The 17,814-nt window shown below is 73.2% G+C and carries 12 protein-coding genes; 6 read left to right on the forward strand and 6 right to left on the reverse strand.

The annotated features are described in order from the left end of the window. Positions 1-8: 8 nt before the first annotated feature. The 3 genes from WMF28_RS29950 to WMF28_RS29960 all read right to left on the reverse strand — a co-directional run bounded on the left by WMF28_RS29950 (position 9) and on the right by WMF28_RS29960 (position 3,330). The gene (locus WMF28_RS29950; protein WP_437596756.1) at positions 9-1,127 is read right to left on the reverse strand and encodes a branched-chain amino acid aminotransferase; all 1,119 of its coding nucleotides are present in this window, start codon (positions 1,125-1,127) and stop codon (positions 9-11) included. A gap of 240 nt (positions 1,128-1,367) precedes the next feature. Beyond that, entirely contained in the window at positions 1,368-2,003 is a 636-nt protein-coding gene (locus WMF28_RS29955; protein ID WP_437596757.1) for an MBL fold metallo-hydrolase, read from the reverse strand. A gap of 46 nt (positions 2,004-2,049) precedes the next feature. Further along, positions 2,050-3,330, reverse strand: a complete 1,281-nt coding sequence (locus tag WMF28_RS29960) for a hypothetical protein (RefSeq protein WP_437596758.1) — start codon at positions 3,328-3,330, stop codon at positions 2,050-2,052. 826 nt (positions 3,331-4,156) lie between these two features. Between WMF28_RS29960 and WMF28_RS29965 the strand changes: the two genes are divergently transcribed. Beyond that, positions 4,157-5,245 carry a serine/threonine-protein kinase gene (locus WMF28_RS29965; RefSeq protein WP_437596760.1) on the forward strand — a complete coding sequence of 363 codons (1,089 nt, stop codon included), beginning with the start codon at positions 4,157-4,159 and terminating at the stop codon, positions 5,243-5,245. A gap of 43 nt (positions 5,246-5,288) precedes the next feature. Here WMF28_RS29965 and WMF28_RS29970 read toward each other — a convergent pair whose 3' ends face one another. Continuing rightward, positions 5,289-7,043 carry an amidohydrolase family protein gene (locus tag WMF28_RS29970; RefSeq protein WP_437596761.1) on the reverse strand — a complete coding sequence of 585 codons (1,755 nt, stop codon included), beginning with the start codon at positions 7,041-7,043 and terminating at the stop codon, positions 5,289-5,291. 1,246 nt (positions 7,044-8,289) lie between these two features. Between WMF28_RS29970 and WMF28_RS29975 the strand changes: the two genes are divergently transcribed. From WMF28_RS29975 to WMF28_RS29995, 5 genes are all read left to right on the forward strand, one after another. After that, positions 8,290-10,437, forward strand: a complete 2,148-nt coding sequence (locus WMF28_RS29975; RefSeq protein ID WP_437596762.1) for a TOMM precursor leader peptide-binding protein — start codon at positions 8,290-8,292, stop codon at positions 10,435-10,437. Between the two features lie 11 nt (positions 10,438-10,448). Continuing rightward, entirely contained in the window at positions 10,449-11,231 is a 783-nt protein-coding gene (locus WMF28_RS29980) for a SagB/ThcOx family dehydrogenase (protein WP_437596763.1), read from the forward strand. A gap of 22 nt (positions 11,232-11,253) precedes the next feature. After that, complete coding sequence (locus tag WMF28_RS29985) at positions 11,254-12,297, forward strand: TOMM precursor leader peptide-binding protein (RefSeq protein WP_437596765.1); 1,044 nt, start codon at positions 11,254-11,256, stop codon at positions 12,295-12,297. A 120-nt stretch (positions 12,298-12,417) separates the two neighbouring features. After that, positions 12,418-13,953 (forward strand): serine/threonine-protein kinase, encoded by a 1,536-nt coding sequence (locus WMF28_RS29990; RefSeq protein ID WP_437596766.1) that lies wholly within the window; start codon positions 12,418-12,420, stop codon positions 13,951-13,953. Beyond that, entirely contained in the window at positions 13,931-14,965 is a 1,035-nt protein-coding gene (locus WMF28_RS29995) for a hypothetical protein (protein ID WP_437596767.1), read from the forward strand. Before WMF28_RS29990 ends, WMF28_RS29995 begins: the two co-directional genes overlap by 23 nt. Positions 14,966-15,063: 98 nt before the next feature. Here WMF28_RS29995 and WMF28_RS30000 read toward each other — a convergent pair whose 3' ends face one another. Next, complete coding sequence (locus WMF28_RS30000) at positions 15,064-16,530, reverse strand: OmpA family protein (RefSeq protein WP_437596768.1); 1,467 nt, start codon at positions 16,528-16,530, stop codon at positions 15,064-15,066. 11 nt (positions 16,531-16,541) lie between these two features. Then, entirely contained in the window at positions 16,542-17,807 is a 1,266-nt protein-coding gene (locus WMF28_RS30005) for a hypothetical protein (RefSeq protein ID WP_437596769.1), read from the reverse strand. Between the last annotated feature and the right edge of the window lie 7 nt (positions 17,808-17,814).

The raw sequence follows: 17,814 nt of genomic DNA on the forward strand, positions 1-17,814 counted from the left end.
GCGCCTCGTCAGACCACGTCGTGCATCCAGCCGTGCCGGTCGGGGGCGAGGCCGTGCTGGATGTTGAGCAGCGCCTCGCGGAAGCGCGCCGCCACCGGCCCCGTCTCGTTGTTGTGGATGGCGAAGCTCTCCTCTCGCGACTTCACGGCGCCGATCGGCGTGATGACCGCGGCCGTGCCGCACGCGAACGCCTCGGTCATGCGGCCCTCGCGCACCGCCGCGCCCCACTCGTCGAAGGTGACCTTGCGCTCCTCCGCGCCATAGCCGAAATCCCGGGCGAGCTGGATGATGCTGTCGCGGGTGATCCCCGGGAGGAGCGTGCCTGTCAGCTCGGGCGTCACGAGCACCGTGCGCCCGCCCTCCTCGTAGACGAAGAAGATGTTCATTCCCCCCATCTCCTCGACGACCTTGCGATGCACCGCATCGAGCCAGACCACCTGCGCGCAGCCCTCCGCCGCGGCGTTCATCTGCGCGAGCAGGCTCGCGGCGTAGTTGCCGGCGAACTTGGCCGCGCCCGTGCCGCCAGGCGCCGCCCTGACGAAATCCTCCGAGATCCAGACCGTCACCGGCTTCACGCCCTGGGGGAAATACGCGGCCGCGGGGGACGCGATCACCAGGAAATCGTACTCGCGTGACGACCTCACCCCGAGCGCCACCTCGGTCGCGAACATCAGCGGTCGGATATACAGGCTCTCGCCCACCGCCGCGGGCACCCACGCGCGATCCTGGCGGATCAGTGCGTCGACGGAGCCCACGAACAGCGGGACCGGCATCTCCGGCATCGCGAGCCGCCGGGCAGAGCTGTTGAAGCGGTGCGCGTTCGCCTCCGGCCGGAACGTCCTGATGCGCCCGTCCGGCTGGCGGTACGCCTTGAACCCCTCGAAGATCGCCTGACCGTAGTGCAGCACCATGGCCGCGGGATCCAGCGTGAGCGGCGCGTACGGCTTGAGCTGCCCCCGGAGCCAGCCCCTGTCCGCCGCGTACGGGATCACGACCATGTGCTCCGTGAACACGCGCCCGAAGCCGGGGTTCTGCATGCGCTGCGCGCGCTCCGCGTCGCCGAGAGGGTGCTGCGTGGGGAGGATCTCGAGTTCGACCTTCGTGGCGGACGCGCTTTCGGTGCTCATCGTGCTCGACTTCCGCGACGGACGGCGATCGATCCGGCTCAAGGGAGCCGGTGCGCGCTCTCGTCGTGCGGCATTTTTCGGAAGAATCCTGGCAAGATGCAAGCACTTTCTCGCAGGAAAGCGGCGCCGGCGCGCGGGCTGTTCAAGGCGGGAAGGCGCGAAGATGCCGGAGCTTTTCTTCCAGCGTTCTCGCTTTACACGTCTTCGCCCCCGGCGACAGCGCGATCGGCCGGCGGCGGATCACGCACGCAAATAAGGGTTTGTGTCGCGCTCCTCACCGATGGTCGTGGAGGGGCCGTGTCCGGTCACCACCCGGGTCGACGGGTCGAGCGTGAGCAGCTTGCTCCGGATGGATGTGAAGATCGCCTGCGCGTCGCCTCCCCAGAGGTCGGTCCTGCCGATGCCGCGCCGGAACAGGGTGTCCCCGGTGAACGCCACCGCGCCCGTCGGCGAGAGGGCCAGGAACGACACGCTGCCCGGCGTGTGCCCCGGCGTGTGGAGCACGTGCAGATCGAGCCCGCCGGCCTTCACGACCGCGCCGTCGTTCAGGTCGCCGTCGAGCTCGCAGCGCTCCGGCAGCGCGATGCCGAGGAGCGCCGCCTGGTCGGGGAGCAGATCATAGAGGAAGCGGTCGGCCTCGTGGATGCGCGCCGCGGCGCCCGACCAGCGCTGGAGAGGCGCGGTGGCGCCGACGTGATCGATATGGGTGTGCGTGTGCACGATGGCCGCGACCGTCGCCCCGGCCTGCTCGAGGCGCGCGCGGATCCTGTCGAAATCGCCCCCGGGGTCGATGACGACCGCGGCCTTGCTGGCCGGGTCGACGACGATCGAGCAGTTGCAACCCAGCGGACCGACGGCAAACGTCTCGAGCAGCACGGGGCGGGCTTGTAGCACGCCGCGCCCCGGCCTCCACGCGCGACCTCTATTTCGGGGCGCTCACGATGGTGCCGCCCATGCCGAGCCCGTTGGTCCAGTAGACGCGGTTCGCGTCGAGGGCGATGCCGAAGGGCGACAGCTCCCTGGCGGCGAAGGCCCCGATGATGCCGTTCGGCAGCATCCGCATGATGTGCGGCGACGTCGGGTCGGTCCAGTAGACGCCCGTCGCGTCGGCGACGATGCCCCTCGGGTTCTCCTGCTCCGCGACGATCGCCGAGGGCTCTCCTCCGGTCTTGGCCACGCGCATGACCGTGCCGGTCCTGCTGGTCGTCCAGTACACGTGCGTCGCGTCGATCGCGATCTCGCGCACCTCGCCTTGCTCGGTCGCCAGCTCGTTGAACGGACCATCGCCCGTGGAGTCCTTCGGCGCGGACATCACCCGGCCGATCTCGTCGCGGACCGTCCAGTAGACATGGGTCGCGTCGACCGCGAGCGCGTGGGTCGTCCCCCCGCGGTTCGAGATGGTGACGAACGGTCCATTGCCGTCCGAGTCCTTTCGCGCGCGGACCACGGAGCCGCCGCGCTCGCGGTTCGTCCAGTAGACGAACTCGTCGTCGAGCGCGACGCCGAACGGGGCGGCCTGCCCTGCGGCGATGGCGATCGGCGCCTCCTCGCCGCCGATGCGCGCCCTCATCACCTGGCCGTCGTTCATGCCGCTCCGACCCTGGTTGGCCCAGAAGACGTGGGTGTCGTCGGCCTTGATGTCGGCCGGCTCCGGCTGATCGGTGGCGAGGTTGATCGCGCTGGTCTCGCCGGGCGACCACTGCCTGACGACGCCCTGCTCCCCGTTGGTCCAGAACACAGTGCCGCGGGAGACCGCGATGTACAGCGGATCCTGCTGGCCGGAGACGTGGGTTGTGGTGCCGGCGCAGACGCCGGCCCGGCAGACGCCATCACACACGACGGGGCACGTGCCGCAGTGGAGGGCGTCGTTCGTCACGTTGATCTCACAGCTGTTCTCCTCGTCCGCGTCGCAGTCGACGTAGACGTCGCCGCACACCGGCGGCTCGTCGACGATGACCGGCCCCGCGCCCGCGCCCCCGGTACCCGCGCCTGCGCCCCCGCCCGCCTCGCCCCCGTCGCCGCCCACGCCCGCCGCGCCCCCGTCGCCCGGGGCGCCGCCCTCGCCTCCGCTCGCGGAGGTCGCGCTCCCCGGTCCAGAGCCGCCGGTAGCGAAGAGGCTCGACGCATCGGGAGCGGAGCAAGCTGCCACGGAAAGCCCGGAGAAGAGCGCGAGGAGAACGGTGCGACGCATTGTGCTCTGCATGGAAACCTCCACGAATACAGGCTACACGAGCCCGTCGAGAAAGCGCATCTGCGAACTTGGCGTGTTGCTCAAACGGCGTTCGTCCACGCACGACGGGCGCCGATGTGGGCTGCTCGTGGCAGAACAGCCGGCGCGCGCCCGCCAGAGCAGGCTCGGCCGTCCGGCCGCGCGCGGGGCCGGAGCTCCGGCGAGGTCGCGGGGTCTGCGGAGAGGTGGTCGCGCTCCGCCGGCGACGGGCAGGCGCCGCCCGGCGCGCAATGGGGTCTCTCTCGACGGGGGTGCGGGCGCGACTCCGCATCTCGTTTCCAGCGTCTCTCCTTGTTCGCGCCGCCGCGGGCCACAGGCCATGAGGGCTCCTGGCACGCTGTCCGGCCGGAGGCACGATGCGCCTGCGCCTTCATCAGAGCAGGAGACGGCGCAGCCGGCGATTCCCCGTCACGGCGGAGCGGTCGAATCCCGGGCGCGTGGCCACACGGGCACGACGATCTGCGGGCAGGCCCTCGCGGCAGCCCCTCGCCGAGGGGGGCGAGCGCTGCCGTTCCCGGGCTCGCTCGGGAGGCGCGGCTCACCCGTGCTCCGCGAGCTCCAGCCTCGGCGCCGCCCGCACCCGCGCGGGCGCGCTTCCCGCCCGCGCGCCGATCCGTGACGATGGCGCTGGGCACGGAGGGGCGCTACCCTCCGAACGCCCGGTGCGTGAGCGTATGATGTCAGCAAGGGTGGAACCGCCGTTCCACCGCGAGACGCCTTGCGGGCGCGGCGCGGCTGTACCCGCCCTGCGCGGCGGCGCGGCCTGCGCGCGAGGGGTTCGGCCTGGAGGCGCCGACGCATGAACGGGCCCATGGTCATCGCGGGTGGTCAGGCGAGCTCCGCGGCGCACGAGCGGGCCATGACGCTCATCGGGCGCACGCTCCTCCACCGGTACCGTATCGAGGAGCTCGTCGCGATGGGCGGCATCGCCGCCGTCTTCAGGGCCACGAAGCTCGCGACCGGCGAGGACGTGGCCGTCAAGGTGCTCCACCCGGACGCCGAGGAGCTGCCGGAGCTCATCGAGCGCTTCGAGCGCGAGGCCATCGCCGGCCGCCACATCTTCCACCCCAACGTCGCGGCGGTCTACGAGATCAACCAGCTCGACGATGGCGCGTGGTTCATGGTGATGGAGTTCATCCGCGGCATCACGCTGCGCAAGCTCCTCGACCAGGGCCCCATCCCCTCGCCGCGCGCGGCGAACATCGCGCGCCAGATCGCGACGGCGCTGAACGCAGCGCACGATTTCGGGATCGTGCACAGGGACGTGAAGCCGCTCAATATCATGGTCCTCGACGGGCCGGAGGAGCGCGTCCAGCTCATCGATTTCGGCCTCGCCAAGGTCCCGATCGAGCAGTTCTCGTTCACGGACGAGGGCTCGCGCCGCTCGCTCACGAACGCGGGGGTGCTGCTCGGCACGATGGCGTACATGGCGCCCGAGGCGGCGCTCGGCATGCGCTCGATCGACCGGCGGGCCGATCTCTACGCGCTCGGCATCATCCTCTACGAGATGCTCGCGGGCCAGCACCCCTTCACGGCGGTCGAGCCCTCGGCGCTGTTCGCGCAGCACCGATCGACCGAGCCGCCGCCGATCGCCGAGCGCTCCCCCGGCATCGTCGTCCCGCCCGCGCTCGAGGCGGTCGTGATGCGCCTGCTCGCCAAGGATCCGGATCACCGCTTCCCCCACGCGCGCGCCGTGCTCGTGGCGCTCGACGCCGCCATGCAGAAGATGGGCGCGCGGGACAGCAGCCTCGGCATCGCCGCCCCGGCCAGCCTCCGGGCGGCCGCCAGCTTCATCGAGCGGCGGACCTCGCGCGCCGTGCTCGCCGGCGCCGGCATCCTGTTCTTCACGCTGGGGGGCATGATCGCCTGGCTGCTCGTGTCGCGCTGAGCGCGCTCGATGGCTCCACGCGGGCCCCGCGGGGCTTCCCGGCCTACTCGCAGACGCCCACGGAGAGGCCCGCGATCGCCGCGAGGTCGACGCATCGCTTGCCGCCCGGGCACGGCTCGCCGCGCTCGCCGCGCGGATCGCAGAGATCGACGCACGCGCGCGCGGCCCCGTCGCACACGCTGCCGGGCGCGCAGGCGAAGGACGCCTCGCACGGCTGCCCGTCCGAGCCCGCGCCGGCGAACCAGCAGGACGTCGAGCCGTTGCCCCAGAACACGCAGGCGGCGCCGTTCTCGCAATCCTGCGCGAAGAGGTCGCAGCCGTCGCCCGGCGCGCAGGAGCCCCCGGTGGCGGAGGCGCCGTCGAAGAGGCACGCGCTCCCCGGCGCGCAGCCCGCGGCGTCGCTGCATGTCGCCGCGCAAACCTGGGCCGGGCTGCACGACTGCGCGGGCGCGCACTCCGAGGCGGCGAGGCACGTCTCGCCGGGGCCGGAGCCCGTCCTGGGCTCGCGCGCGAGGCTCGCCCTGCGGGGCAGCGCGAGCGCGTCGCGATCGAGGAGGACGCCCGATTTGTAGACGCGCGACACCCGCTCGAGCGCGCGGATGTCGGCGAGCGGATCGCCGTCGACCACGAGCACGTCCGCGAGCGCCCCCTCCTCGAGGCGACCGAGATCGGGCCGCCCGAGCACGTCCGCGGCCGCGCGCGTGGCGGCGGCGAGCGCCTCGATCGGCGGCATCCCGGCCTCGACGAGGAGCGCGACCTCGCGGCGCAGGGCGGGCCCGTGGAAGACGCCCGGGTTGCCGGCGTCGGAGCCGGCGGCGATGGCGACCCCGGCCTGATAGCAGGTGAGGAGGTTCGCGGCCGCGTGATCGCGCCACGCCCTCGAGAGCTCCTGGAAGCGCGCAGTCCTGAGCTCCGCGAGCAGGGACGGGTCGCGCAGGGCGGCGATCACGCCGGCCGGCACGTCGTCGGCGAGGGCGGGGTCGTCGAGCTCGGTGAGCGTGGCGTGGGCCGTGCGATACAGGCCGTCCGTCATCGAGAGGGTGGGGACGACGACCGCATGGGCAGCGGCCATCCTCCGCGCGAGCTCGGGCGAGATCCGCTCCTGGTCCGGGACGTGCGCGAAGAGCGTCACGCCGGCATCGAGCGCGGCCTCGATGTCGACGGCCTGTGTCGCGTGGGCGATGACCGGGACGCCGGCGGCCGCGGCGGCCTCGGCGATGGCCGCCACGGACAGGCGCGACAGGCGCGGGAGCGACCGGGATCCGCCCGACTCGAGCACGATCTTGATGACATCGGGGGCCCTCGGGACGAGCGCCTCGAAGGCCGCGGCGACGTCGGCGGGAGCGTCGATGAAGAGGCAGAAATCGCCGGGCGGGCTGCCGTGATAGCAGGGGTGTCCTCCGGTCGGAGTGAGCAGCGGCCCCGCGGCGAAGAGCTGCGGCGCGAGGAGCTCGCCGGCGTCGATGCGCGCTCGCTGCTCGAAGATGACGTGCTGGGACGAGCCGAGATCGAGGTAAGAGGTCACGCCCGCCCGGAGCATCGCCTTCGTGTGGTCCTCGAGGTGGAGCTCATCGTCGTAATAAGCATAGGGCCCGGCGACGCTCAGCGAGTGAACGTGGAGATCGATCAGCCCGGGGAGGACCGTCTTTCCGGCGACGTCCACGACCTCGCCGCCCCCGGCCTCGACGCCGGCGAGCGCGACGTCGCCGAAGACGACCTGCCGCACCCTGTCGCCCTCGATCACCACCGCTCCTCGGCCCGAGCGCGCGCCGTCGAACACCGTACCTCCCTTCAGCACGGTGCAGCCCGAACACGTTATCTCGGCCGCGGCGAGCGCCGAGGAGCCCTCCGCGGCGCCGCAGCCCGCGAGCGATGTTGACGCAACAAGGATACAAAAAGAGAGACGGCTCATCGCCGGCCCAAGCGAGGTACGATGCATGACACTCCTTTGCTGACGGGCGCCGAGCGCCCACGAGGGAGGCGGGCCGGGTACCGGAGGCGGCGCAGAAAGGCAATTGAATGAGGCGTCGCTCACGGCGCGATGAGTGCGCACGCGCAAACTGCCGGGTTATCCAGGATTGTTTGCGGCGAGCAGGACGACGCGAAGAAAGCGCTCCGTCCCGGTCGCCCCTCTCGGCTTTCCGGCCCGAGCGCGTGGCCGCTCCGGATCACAGGCGAGCTTGCCGACGTCTGGCACAGCGATCCGGACGAGAGATCCGCCAAGACGCCAAGGACGCCGGGAGGGCCGAGGAATTTCTCTTTATGGCGTCCTTGGCGCCTTGGCGGTTCAACTGCGTCTCGCCTTCTTCTCGCGTGAACGCCGCGACGGAGCGCAGCTTTATCGCGCTGTCCGCGGCCTCGGTCGCCCTGGATGACCGGGAGTCCGCTGGAGCCTCCGCTGCCCAACAAGGAGTCGTCGGATTGACGAAGACCCTTTGCGTGCCTCACCTACTCGTGGGAGGCTCTGCGATGAGTGATTCGAACAACGGAAATGATGCGCCGAAGGATCTGGATGTCTCGATAAAGGAGCTCCACAACGCCATCGACGATTTGTCGAGCAAGCTGGAGGCGATGGAAGTAGCGACTCCAGCCAGCTACAGATGCGGCTGTGGCGGCAGATGCGGCTGTGGCGGCAGATGCGGCTGTGGCGGCAGATGCGGCTGTGGCGGCGGATGCGGCTGTGGCGGCGGATGCGGCTGTGGCGGCGGATGCGGCTGTGGCGGCGGATGCGGCTGTGGCGGCAGGTGCGGTTGCGGTGGCAGGTGCCACTGTAGGTAGTCCTGAGACCAGCGTGGCCGAGGGATAGAGCTCCGGAGGAAGACGAGGAGCGCGAAGTACGCAGAATGGCATCGTCAATGGCATCGTCCCGTCTTCCCCGGCTCGCCACGACCGCGCGCGATCGCGCGCCGGCCGCCGGCGAGGCTCTCCTCCTCTTTGCTTGTCGGGGCACCGATCCCTGAGCGCCGGAATCGAACCTCTTTACCGAAGGTGCAGGGCGACGCCGGTCGAGGCGCCGCCGCGCTGCCCTTTCCTGGAGATCTCGCGTGGCCATTCAACTGCCCAGCTCCACGACCACCGCTCCCTCGCTCGACGGGACCGCCCCGCCCGAGCCGACGGAGGCGCACGAGAAGCTCGCGCGGGCGCGCGTCCTCGTGGTCGGGCTCGAGCCGTGGGGCGCCGTCGCGGCCATCGAGCTCGTGTCCGCGGGCGTCGGAGCGCTCCACGTCCTCGACGACATGGAGGTCACGGCGGACGATCTCGGCCCCTTCGCCGAGGCGGATCTCGGGAAGGATCGCGCGGTATCGCTCTCCCTCGCCCTGTCGCGGCTCGCTCCCGGCTGCGCGGTCACGGCCGGGACGCTGCTCGCCGAGGCGGATCGCCCGCTCGCCCTGGAGGACACCCGATGGGACCTGATCCTCGCGTGCGTCCCGGGCGATGATCTCCTCGTCTTTCAGAGCGTCGCCCGCTTCGCTCACGCGGCCTCCGTCCTCTCGCTCAGCGCGCACCTCGACGGGCTCGACGCGGTGATCGGCCCAGCCGTCGTGCCGGGCAAGACCGCGTGCTGGAACTGCTGCCGTCTCCGGCGGCTCGCGACCAGCGATCAGCCGGAGGCGGATCACGCGCTCCAGGCGCCGCTCCTCGCCGCGCGCCCCGCGCGCCGCGCGCGCACCTATCCCGCACCGATGTCGGCGTTCCTCGGCGACGCCGTCGCCCTCGCGGCCCTCGATCTGCTCGCGAACCGGGCCGCGTCCCGGCTCGCGGGCCAGCTCATGGTCCAGAACCTGATCGATCCGGAAACGTCGCTCCACGCCGTCCTGCGGATGCCCTGGTGCCCGGTCTGCGGCGGCGCCGCCGAATCCCGGCGCAACGGCAGCGCGCGCCGGCAATCGGGCGTGCGCCTCCGCGACGCGCGCGACCCCGCGGCGCTCCGGCGGATGCTCGCCGGCATCGTCGACGCGCGGACGGGCATCGTCCGGCGCCTCACGCTGGACGCGACGAGCCCGGTGCTCGCCCCCGAGGCGCCCGTCACGGCCACGGCGCTCCTCAGCGACACCAGAGGCGGCTCGGAGCGCGCTCACCGCTGCGATGAGCCGGAGGTCGGCACCGGAAAGGGCATCACGCCCGTCGAGGCCCTGATCCGGGCAACCGGCGAGGCGGTCGAGCGCTACTCCGCCGGGATCGTCGACCGCGACGCGCTGCTCCGCGCCTCGGTCGCCGAGATGAAGGGCGACTTCATCGCTCCGGAGCGGCTCTGTCTCTACGACGAGGAGCAGTACGCCCGGCCCGGGTTCCCCTTCGCGCCGCTCGATCCGGCCACGCCCATCGCGTGGGCCCTCGGGCGCTGGCTGGACACCCGCGCGCCCGTGTATGTGCCGGCGCTCCCGACCTACTACGGCTACTGCGCCGGGCCCGACGCTCACTTCTGCCAGGTGACGTCGAACGGGCTCGCCGCCGGCGCGACGCTCGAGGCCGCGTCGATGGGCGCCACGCTCGAGCTCATCGAGCGCGACGCGTTCATGATCTCGTGGCTCGCGCGCCGGCCGGGGCGGCGGATCTTGCCCGACGACACGGTCGACCGCGAGGTGCACGAGATTGCCCGGCAGCTCGAGGAGCGCGGCGCCCGGATCGAGCTGTACCTCCTCGACGCAGGCGTCGCGGTGCCCGTGGTCATGTGTGTGGGCTTCGGCGACGGCAAGCGCTGGCCCGGCGCGGTGGTCTCGATCTCCGCCCACCTGAGCCCCCTCACCGCGATCAGGAAAGCCATCCTGGAGCAGGGCCAGATAGGCAATTACATCTTCCGCCTGATGACGGGCGAGGAGATCGCCGTCCCCGAGCGGCCGGAGGACGTGCGCTCGCTCGAGGATCACGCGGTCTACTACCTTCCCCCGAGCCGCGCCGCGGCCTTCGCCTTCCTCCGCGACGGAGGCACGGTGACCGCCGCCGAGCTGGAAGAGCCCGAGGAGGTCACGCTCTCAGAGCTCGCCCGACGCGTGGAGGCCGCGGGGCTGCGCGTCGCGATCGTGGACGTGACTTCGCCCGATCTCGCGCCGACCCCCTTCCGCGTCGCCCGGGCCCTCGGGCCCGACTTCCAGCAGATCCACTTCGGCCACGAGCTCGCGCGGCTCGGCAATCCGCGCCTCCGCGCGATGGCCCCCCGCGGGATCAACCCTGACCCTCACCCGATGGCCTGAGAGAGGACACCATGGCAAGGAGCAAAGAGGCGGACGTCGCGCGGCTCTATCACCTCCAGTCCTCCCACGTGAGGTCGCGGGCGCTCGAGCCGCCGTTCGACGAGGATCTCCAGCCGCTCCGCTTCCGCACGTACGCCGGCTCCACGCGCACGCCGCTGCCCGGGCGCGATTTCTCGATCGACGCCCCGCTCGGCGCGGTGCTGGAGCGGCGGCGATCGGTCCGCGATTTCGCCCTCGGGCCGATGCCGGCGGCGACGCTCGGGCGGCTCCTCCACGCGAGCTACGGCGTCAGTGGCATGCGAAAAATCGAGGGTGAGTGGAACCATGATCGCCCGGCGCCCTCGGCCGGCGCCCGGTACCCGCTCGAGATCTACGTGGCGACGCAGGCCGTCGAGGGGGTCCCGGACGGCCTGCACCACTACGACGCGCGCGCGCACGAGCTCGAGCTCCGCCGGGAAGGCGTCGCCCACGCGGCGCTCGCGGAGCTGGCCGTGGACCAGGACATGGTCCTGAACGCCAACGTCGTGGTCGTCATCACGGCGATCCCGTTCCGCACGATGTGGAAGTACGGCCAGCGCGGCTATCGCTTCCTGTGGCTCGACGCGGGGCACCTCGGCCAGAACCTCTATCTCGTCGCGACGGCCCTGGGCCTCGGCCCGGTGGCGATCGGCGGCTTCTACGACGAGGAGCTCAAGCGCTTCCTGGCGCTCCCGCCCGAGGAGGACGCCATGTACCTCGTCTGCATCGGTCAGCCCGCGCCGGCAGAGGGCCGGACCGGGGCCCAGCAGGCCTGAACAGGGATCGTCGGAGAGCACCATGCCCAGCATTCGACTCAGCCGCTCGGCCAGCATCACGCCCACCGACGTGGGCGTCATCCTCCGCTCCGATCTCGGCACCTTCCAGCTCACCGGCGCGGACGTGGGCGCGTTCCTCGAGCGGATGGTGCCGCTGCTCGACGGGTCGCGCGGCCGCGAGGCGCTCGTCGAGGCGCTCGCCGACTACTCGCCGCAGAGCGTGACCGCGTTCCTCGACCTGCTCGAGGCGCGCGGGCTGGTCGAGCCGGCGCCCGACGCGCCGCCGTCCGTCGATCGCGAGCGCCTCCGCGGGCAAGGCGAGTTCCTGCGCAGGTGGTCGTCGGCCCCGGAGCAGGCGGCCGAGCGGATCGCGCGCGCGCGCGTGCTCGTCGTGGGCCCAGAGCCCTGGGGCGCCGCGGCCGCCCTCGCGCTCGCGGCGGCGGGGATCTCGGCGCTGCGCCTGATCGACGGGCGCGGCGGCGCGGTCGACCCGCGCGACGTCGCGGGCGTCCAGGCGCGGGGCCAGGCGGCGCTCGGCGCGCCCCGCCGCGGCGCCGTGGCGGCGCTGATCCGCGAACGCGCGCCGCTGTGCCGGGTGGACGAGAGCCCCGCCGCCGCGCTCCTTTCGGACGACCTCCTCGCGCCGGACGAGCGCCCCCACCTCCTCGTCGCGGCGGTGCGCGGCGACGACGCGGAGCTCCTTTCGCGCGTCGCGCGGTTCGGCCACCGCGCGCGGATCGCCTCCCTCTTCGCGCACCTCGCGGGGGCGACGGCCGTCCTCGGCCCCCTCGTGTTCCCGGGCGAGACGGCGTGCCGGGTCTGCGCGATGGCCGAGGCGCTGAGCCCCCTGCCCGCGGCCGCCCTCCGGGCCGAGCCCGCGCCCCACGCCGGCACGATGGGGCAGCTGCTCGGCCACCTCGTGGCCATGGAGGCCCTCAAGGTGCTCTCGGCGTACACGCCCTCGAGGCTCGGGGGCCGGCTCCTGATCCAGGACCTCTCGACCTTCGAGACGTCGCACCACACGCTCGTGAGGCTGCCGTGGTGCAGGTGCTGCGGCGAGGGATGACGCGGGGGCGGAGGTGCTCTAGCCTGCAGCCGTGAAGAGGGCTCGCCCCCAAGCCGCCGCCTCACGCCTCGCCGACGCGCTCGCCAAGGCGGCCGTCGCCGGCGTTCCGGGCCTCCCGTCATGATCGGTCGAGTCCTCGACGACCGCTACGCGATGCTCCGGCTGCTCGGCCAGGGCGGCATGGGCGCCGTCTACGAGGCGCGGCACACCGGCACCGGCCGCCGCGTCGCGGTGAAGGTCATCCTCGGCCAGGCCGCCGACGACGAGCTCCTCCGCCGCTTCCAGCGCGAGGCGCGCGCGGTCGGCGCGGTCGAGTCGGAGCACATCGCGCAGGTGTTCGACACCGGGCGCGACCGCGAGACGGGCTCGCCGTACATCGCGATGGAGTTCCTCGACGGCGAGGACGTGCAGGCGCTCATCGAGCGGCTCGGCCCGCTGCCGGTCGATCTCGCGCTGCGCATCGGCCTGCAGGCGTGCCTCGGGCTCGAGCGCGCGCACGAGGCCGGCGTCGTCCACCGCGACATCAAGCCGGCGAACCTGTTCCTCGCGCGGAAGCAGGGCGGCCAGCGCGTCGTCAAGCTGCTCGACTTCGGCGTCGCCAAGATGACCGACCAGAGCCTCGGCAACGGCGGGATGACGAAGAGCGGCGCGCTGCTCGGCTCGCCCCTCTACATGTCGCCCGAGCAGGCGCGCGGCAGCGGCGCCATCGACGCGCGCTCGGACATCTGGTCGCTCGGGATCAGCCTGTACCACGCCCTGGCGGGGCAGCGCCCCAACCAGCACCTGACCGGCCTCGGCGAGCTCGTCCTCGCCATCTGCACGACCCCGGTGCGCTGGATCCAGGAGATCGCGCCGTGGGTGCCGCCGGAGGTCGCCCACGTTGTGCACCGGACGCTGATCATCGATCCGGCCGGCCGCACGGCGAGCGCCGGCGAGCTGGCGGCGGCGCTGCGCGCGTTCTTGCCGCACGGCGAGGCGATCGTCGAGGCGATGCTCGTGCCGCTCGACGCCGCCGTGCGCGCGTCGCGGGCGCCGTTCGGGTCCGCCGCGCCGTTCGGGGCCGCCGCGCCGTTCGGGGCCTCCTCGGGGCCGCCGCGCCAGTCGGGCGCGCCGTTCGACGCCGCCTCGACCCCGCAGCGCCTGTCGGGCGCGCCGTTCGGGCCGCACGCGCTGTCGGGCACGGCGCCCGCCACGAGCGTGGGGCTGTCGAGCCGCAGCGAGCGCCCGGCGTCGCGCGCGCCCATCGCCCTTGTCGCCGGCGGCGTGCTGGCCGCCGCGATCGCGGGCGGGGCCGGCGTCTACCTCGCGGTGCGCGGCGGGTCGCCCCCGGCCGCCCCCTCGGCCGCCCCTGAGCCCCCACGCGCCGAGGCCGAGCCGCCGCCGCCGTCCGCGGGCGCCGAGACGAGGCCGGCGCCTCGCGCCGACACGCCGGCGCCGGGGGACGCACCGGCGCCGGGGGACGCGCCGCCGCCGGGGGACGCGCCGGCCGCGGCTTCATCGACGCCCGAGGCGCCGCCCTCGGCGACCGCGCGCGTCGCGGCGTCGGCGAGCGCTGGCGCCGTCGCGCGCCCGCCCGCGCCGCGCCCGCCCGCGGCCAGGCCGCCGTCGCCTCCCAGGCCCCCGAGGAATGATGATGACGAGACATCGAGGAAATAGCCGCGTCGCGTGGTGTGTCGCCGCGCTCCTGTCGCTCTCCGCGGGCGTCGCCCGCGCGGAGCCCTCGGCGGATCAGGCCGCCGCGGCCGAGGCGCTCTTCCGCCAGGGGCGCGATCTCGTCGCGCAGGGCAAGCTCGCCGAGGCGTGCCCCAAGTTCGCGGCGAGCCAGCGGCTCGACCCGGGGTACGGCACCCAGTGGAACCTGGCGGACTGCCTCGATCGGCTCGGCCGGACCGCGAGCGCCTGGGCCGCGTTCCGCGAGGCCGCGGACATGGCGAGCCGGGCTGGCCAGGCCGACCGCGAGGCGAAGGCGGCGCGCCGCGCGGCCGATCTGGAGAAGCGGCTCGAGCGCCTCGCCATCGCGGTGAGCGCGCCGGCCGACGGGCTCGTCGTGCGACGCAACGGCGCGGTCCTCGACGCCGGCGCGTGGAGCGCGCCGCTCCCGGTCGACCCGGGCACGCACCGCATCGAGGCGACCGCGCCCGGCAAGAAGCCGTTCTCGGTGGAGGCGCAGACCGCCGGCCCCGGCAAGGTCGTCACGGTGGCGGTCCCGCCGCTCGAGGACGACCCCGGAGCGACCGCGGCGGCCCCGCCGCAGCCCGGAGGGCCTTCCGCGCCGGCGCCCGGGGCGCCGCTCCGGCCGGGCGCGGACGACGACGGCGCGAGCACCCGCCGCACCCTCGCCTTCGTGGCCGGCGGCGTCGGCGTCGCGGGCGTCGTGACCGGCTCGATCTTCGGGCTCATCGCCAGCGCGCGGTGGGGCCGGGCCCAGGACGATCACTGCCGGACCGCGACGCTCTGCGACGATCGGGGCGTGGCGCTGGTCGACGACGCCAGGAGCGCGGCGACGCTGTCCAACGTCGGCTTCGTGGTCGGCGGGGTCGGGCTCGCGGCCGGCGTCGCGCTGTTCGTGACGTCGCTCGGCGACGCGGAGCCCGCGGCGGCGCGGATCGTGGTCACGCCCGCCGTCGGGACCACCGGAGGCGGCCTGGGGATCCAGGGCCGCTTCTGACGGGCGGCAGCGGTCACCTCTGACGCGCGGCGGCGCGGCGCGCTCGCGGAGGAGCGCGCCTCAGTTGGAGGAGCGCGCCTCAGTTGGAGGAGCGCGCCTCAGTTGTCGACCACGAACTCCACGCGGCGGTTCTTCGCCCGGCTCGCGTCGTCGTCGCCCTCTGCGAGCGGCTTGTCCGGGCCGAAGCCCTCCGCCGTGAGCCGGCCAGGGCTGACGCCCTTCTGGATAAGGTACTTCCGGACCGTGTCCGCGCGCTCCTGGCTCAGCCGGAGGTTCAGCTCGCGCGTGCCGGTCTCGTCGGTGTGCCCCTCGATCCGCAACCGCTCGACCTCCGGGTTCGCCTTCATGACGAGCGCCACCTGGTCGAGGGTCTTGTACGACTCCGGCTCGAGCTCGGCCGACCCGGACCGGAAGCGGACGGTGTCCCGCATCACGATCTGGCCCTGCTCGTACGAGACCCGCGGTTCGCCCTTGTCCGGGCAGCCGTCGTCGTCCTCGACGCCGTTGATCGTCTCCTTCTCGTCCGGGCACTCGTCATCCACGTTCGCCACGCCGTCCTGATCGTCGTCGGCGTCCTCCTCGGGGCAGCCGTCGCTGTCGTAGTCGGCGTCGCGATCCTCGGGCACGTCGGGGCACTGGTCGCGCTCGTCGTCGACCCCGTCGCTGTCGCGGTCGTGCGACGTCGGCGTGTACTTCACCCCCGCGAACACGCGGAAGATCGGCACGCCGTAGCCGGCCAGCGCGCCGATGCCCGGGCCCGCGACGATCTCCCACTCCTTGCTCGGGTTGATCTTCACGTAGCCGAGCGCCTCGAGCGGCGTCTCCTCCTCCTTCAGGTCGTCCGCGGTGAAGCCGATGCCGCCGTTCGCCTCGGCGCCGATCTCGACCTTGCCGTCGATGCCGCCGAAGCGGTAGCCGAGCGCCGCCGCGTAGGTCAGCTCGCTCCCCGCCTCGACGTTCGCGTACGTCGTCCCCTCGCGGATCGCGACGCCCGCGTTGACGCCGAACCGCAGGCCGGGCGCGAACCGGTGATCGAGGATGATGCGCGGCCAGAACACAACGTTGCGCGCGCCGCCCGAGAAATCGCCGGTGTGCGTGGGCACGCGCAGCTCGGCCACGAGGCCGAGGCCGATGGAGTCGCGGTCGTCGAGGATGCGCAGCTTCGGCACGAGCCGGATGTCGCCGATGCCCCCGAACGACGGCGAGCCCTCCCCCGACTGGAAGAGGAAGAACGGGATGTCGAGGCCGAGCGCGAACGGCTCGGCGATGGTGACCGAGGCCATGAGATCGCCGCCCAGGCGGCCGCTCACGATCTGGGTCCGCAGGTCCCCGTCGCCCGTCGCGACGATGAGCGGGTTGCGCGCGTAGTTCAGCAGCAGCCCGAACTCCCAGGGATCCTCGGGCTCCCGGACGCCGGAGCCCTCGGTGACCACGAAGGCGTCGTGCGTGACGGCGGGCTTGAAGCGCTCGATGTCGATGTCGGTCTCCTGCGCCGACGCGCTCGTCGCGGCGGCGAGGATCGTGAAGATCGTGCAGGCGGTGGCGGCGGTGATCCGTGCGCGCATGGGTCTCCTCTTCATCGGCCGGCCTCCGCTCCGCGGCGGGGGCGTCTGCGCCAGGCGAGCGCGAGCCCGCCGGCGGCGAGCAGCGAGAGGGCGCCGCCGCCGAGGGGCGCGGGCCCCGTCGCGCAGGCGCAGGCGCCGCCCTGGACCGCATCGCCCTCAAGCAAATCCGGCTCGCCGGGCCCGCCCGCGCCGCTCGACGCCTCGCCGTCGACGCAGCGCCCGGTCGGCGCGCAGCGCGCGCCCGGGCCGCAGCTGTCGCCGCCGAGCGAGCACGGGCTGCACTGCCCGCCCACGCACACGAGGTCGCCGCAGCCGGCGTCCGACGTGCAGCTGCCCGACGGCGCGGGGATGCACCGGTGATCCGGCGAGCAGTCCTCGTCCCCGGCGCAGTCGGTGTCGTCGACGCACGACACCGGCAGCACGCAGTCGCGCTCGACGCACACGCCCGCGCCGGCGCAGTCCGCGTCGCGGGTGCAGCCGGACGACGGGACGATCACGTCGGGCACGCGGTCGCCGTCCCCGTCGTCGGCCACGCACGAGGCGGAGAGGCCGATGTCGAGATCGCCCGGACCGATTTCCGCGGCGTCGTTCACCGACCGGAAGTACAGGTTCGCCGCGCACGCGACGCTGACGCCCACGATGTCGAGATCGATGGATCCCTGCACGTATCCCCGCGTCGCCTCGCCGATCAGCAGGGGATCGACGTCCGTCCTTGCCTCGGTGGCGACCTGCATGTCGGTGACCGTGACGCGCTCGTAGCTCCCCGGCGGCGCCACGAACCTCCAGACGTCCGAGAGCGTGCCGTCGCCCTTCACGCCGAGCACGTACTCGTAGCCGCCCATCGACGCGTCGGCCGTGAACCGCGGGTCGATCTCGGGCGCCCTCGCCGTGCCGCCGGTCGCCCGGTTCTTGTCGGCGTCGATGAACACGAAGAGCGTCGTCTGGGCGCCGATCGCGGTCGTCCCCGACACGTAGGCGCGCACCCAGAGCCGCCCGGCGTCGGCGACCGCGTAGGCGGTGCGGAAATCGATCGACCGCTCCGGCTCCGCGAAGGTCGCCGCGCCGTCCTTCGCGACGTCCTCGTCGCCGTAGGGCCAGCGCGGCTCCCCGGTCCTGTCGATCGCGACGATCTCGTCGAGCACCGGCGTCGTCCGTCCGCCGGTCCACGTCTGCGCGGACGAGCTCTTCGGAACGAGCGCGACGGCGAGCGCCGCGCCCACAGCCAGGGGCGCGGCCAGCCAACGCCCCCTCCTCCACCCCTCTCGATGATGTGCCATGGCGGGC

The organism is Sorangium sp. So ce590 (assembly GCF_051521365.1).
GTDB lineage: Bacteria > Myxococcota_A > Polyangia > Polyangiales > Polyangiaceae > Sorangium.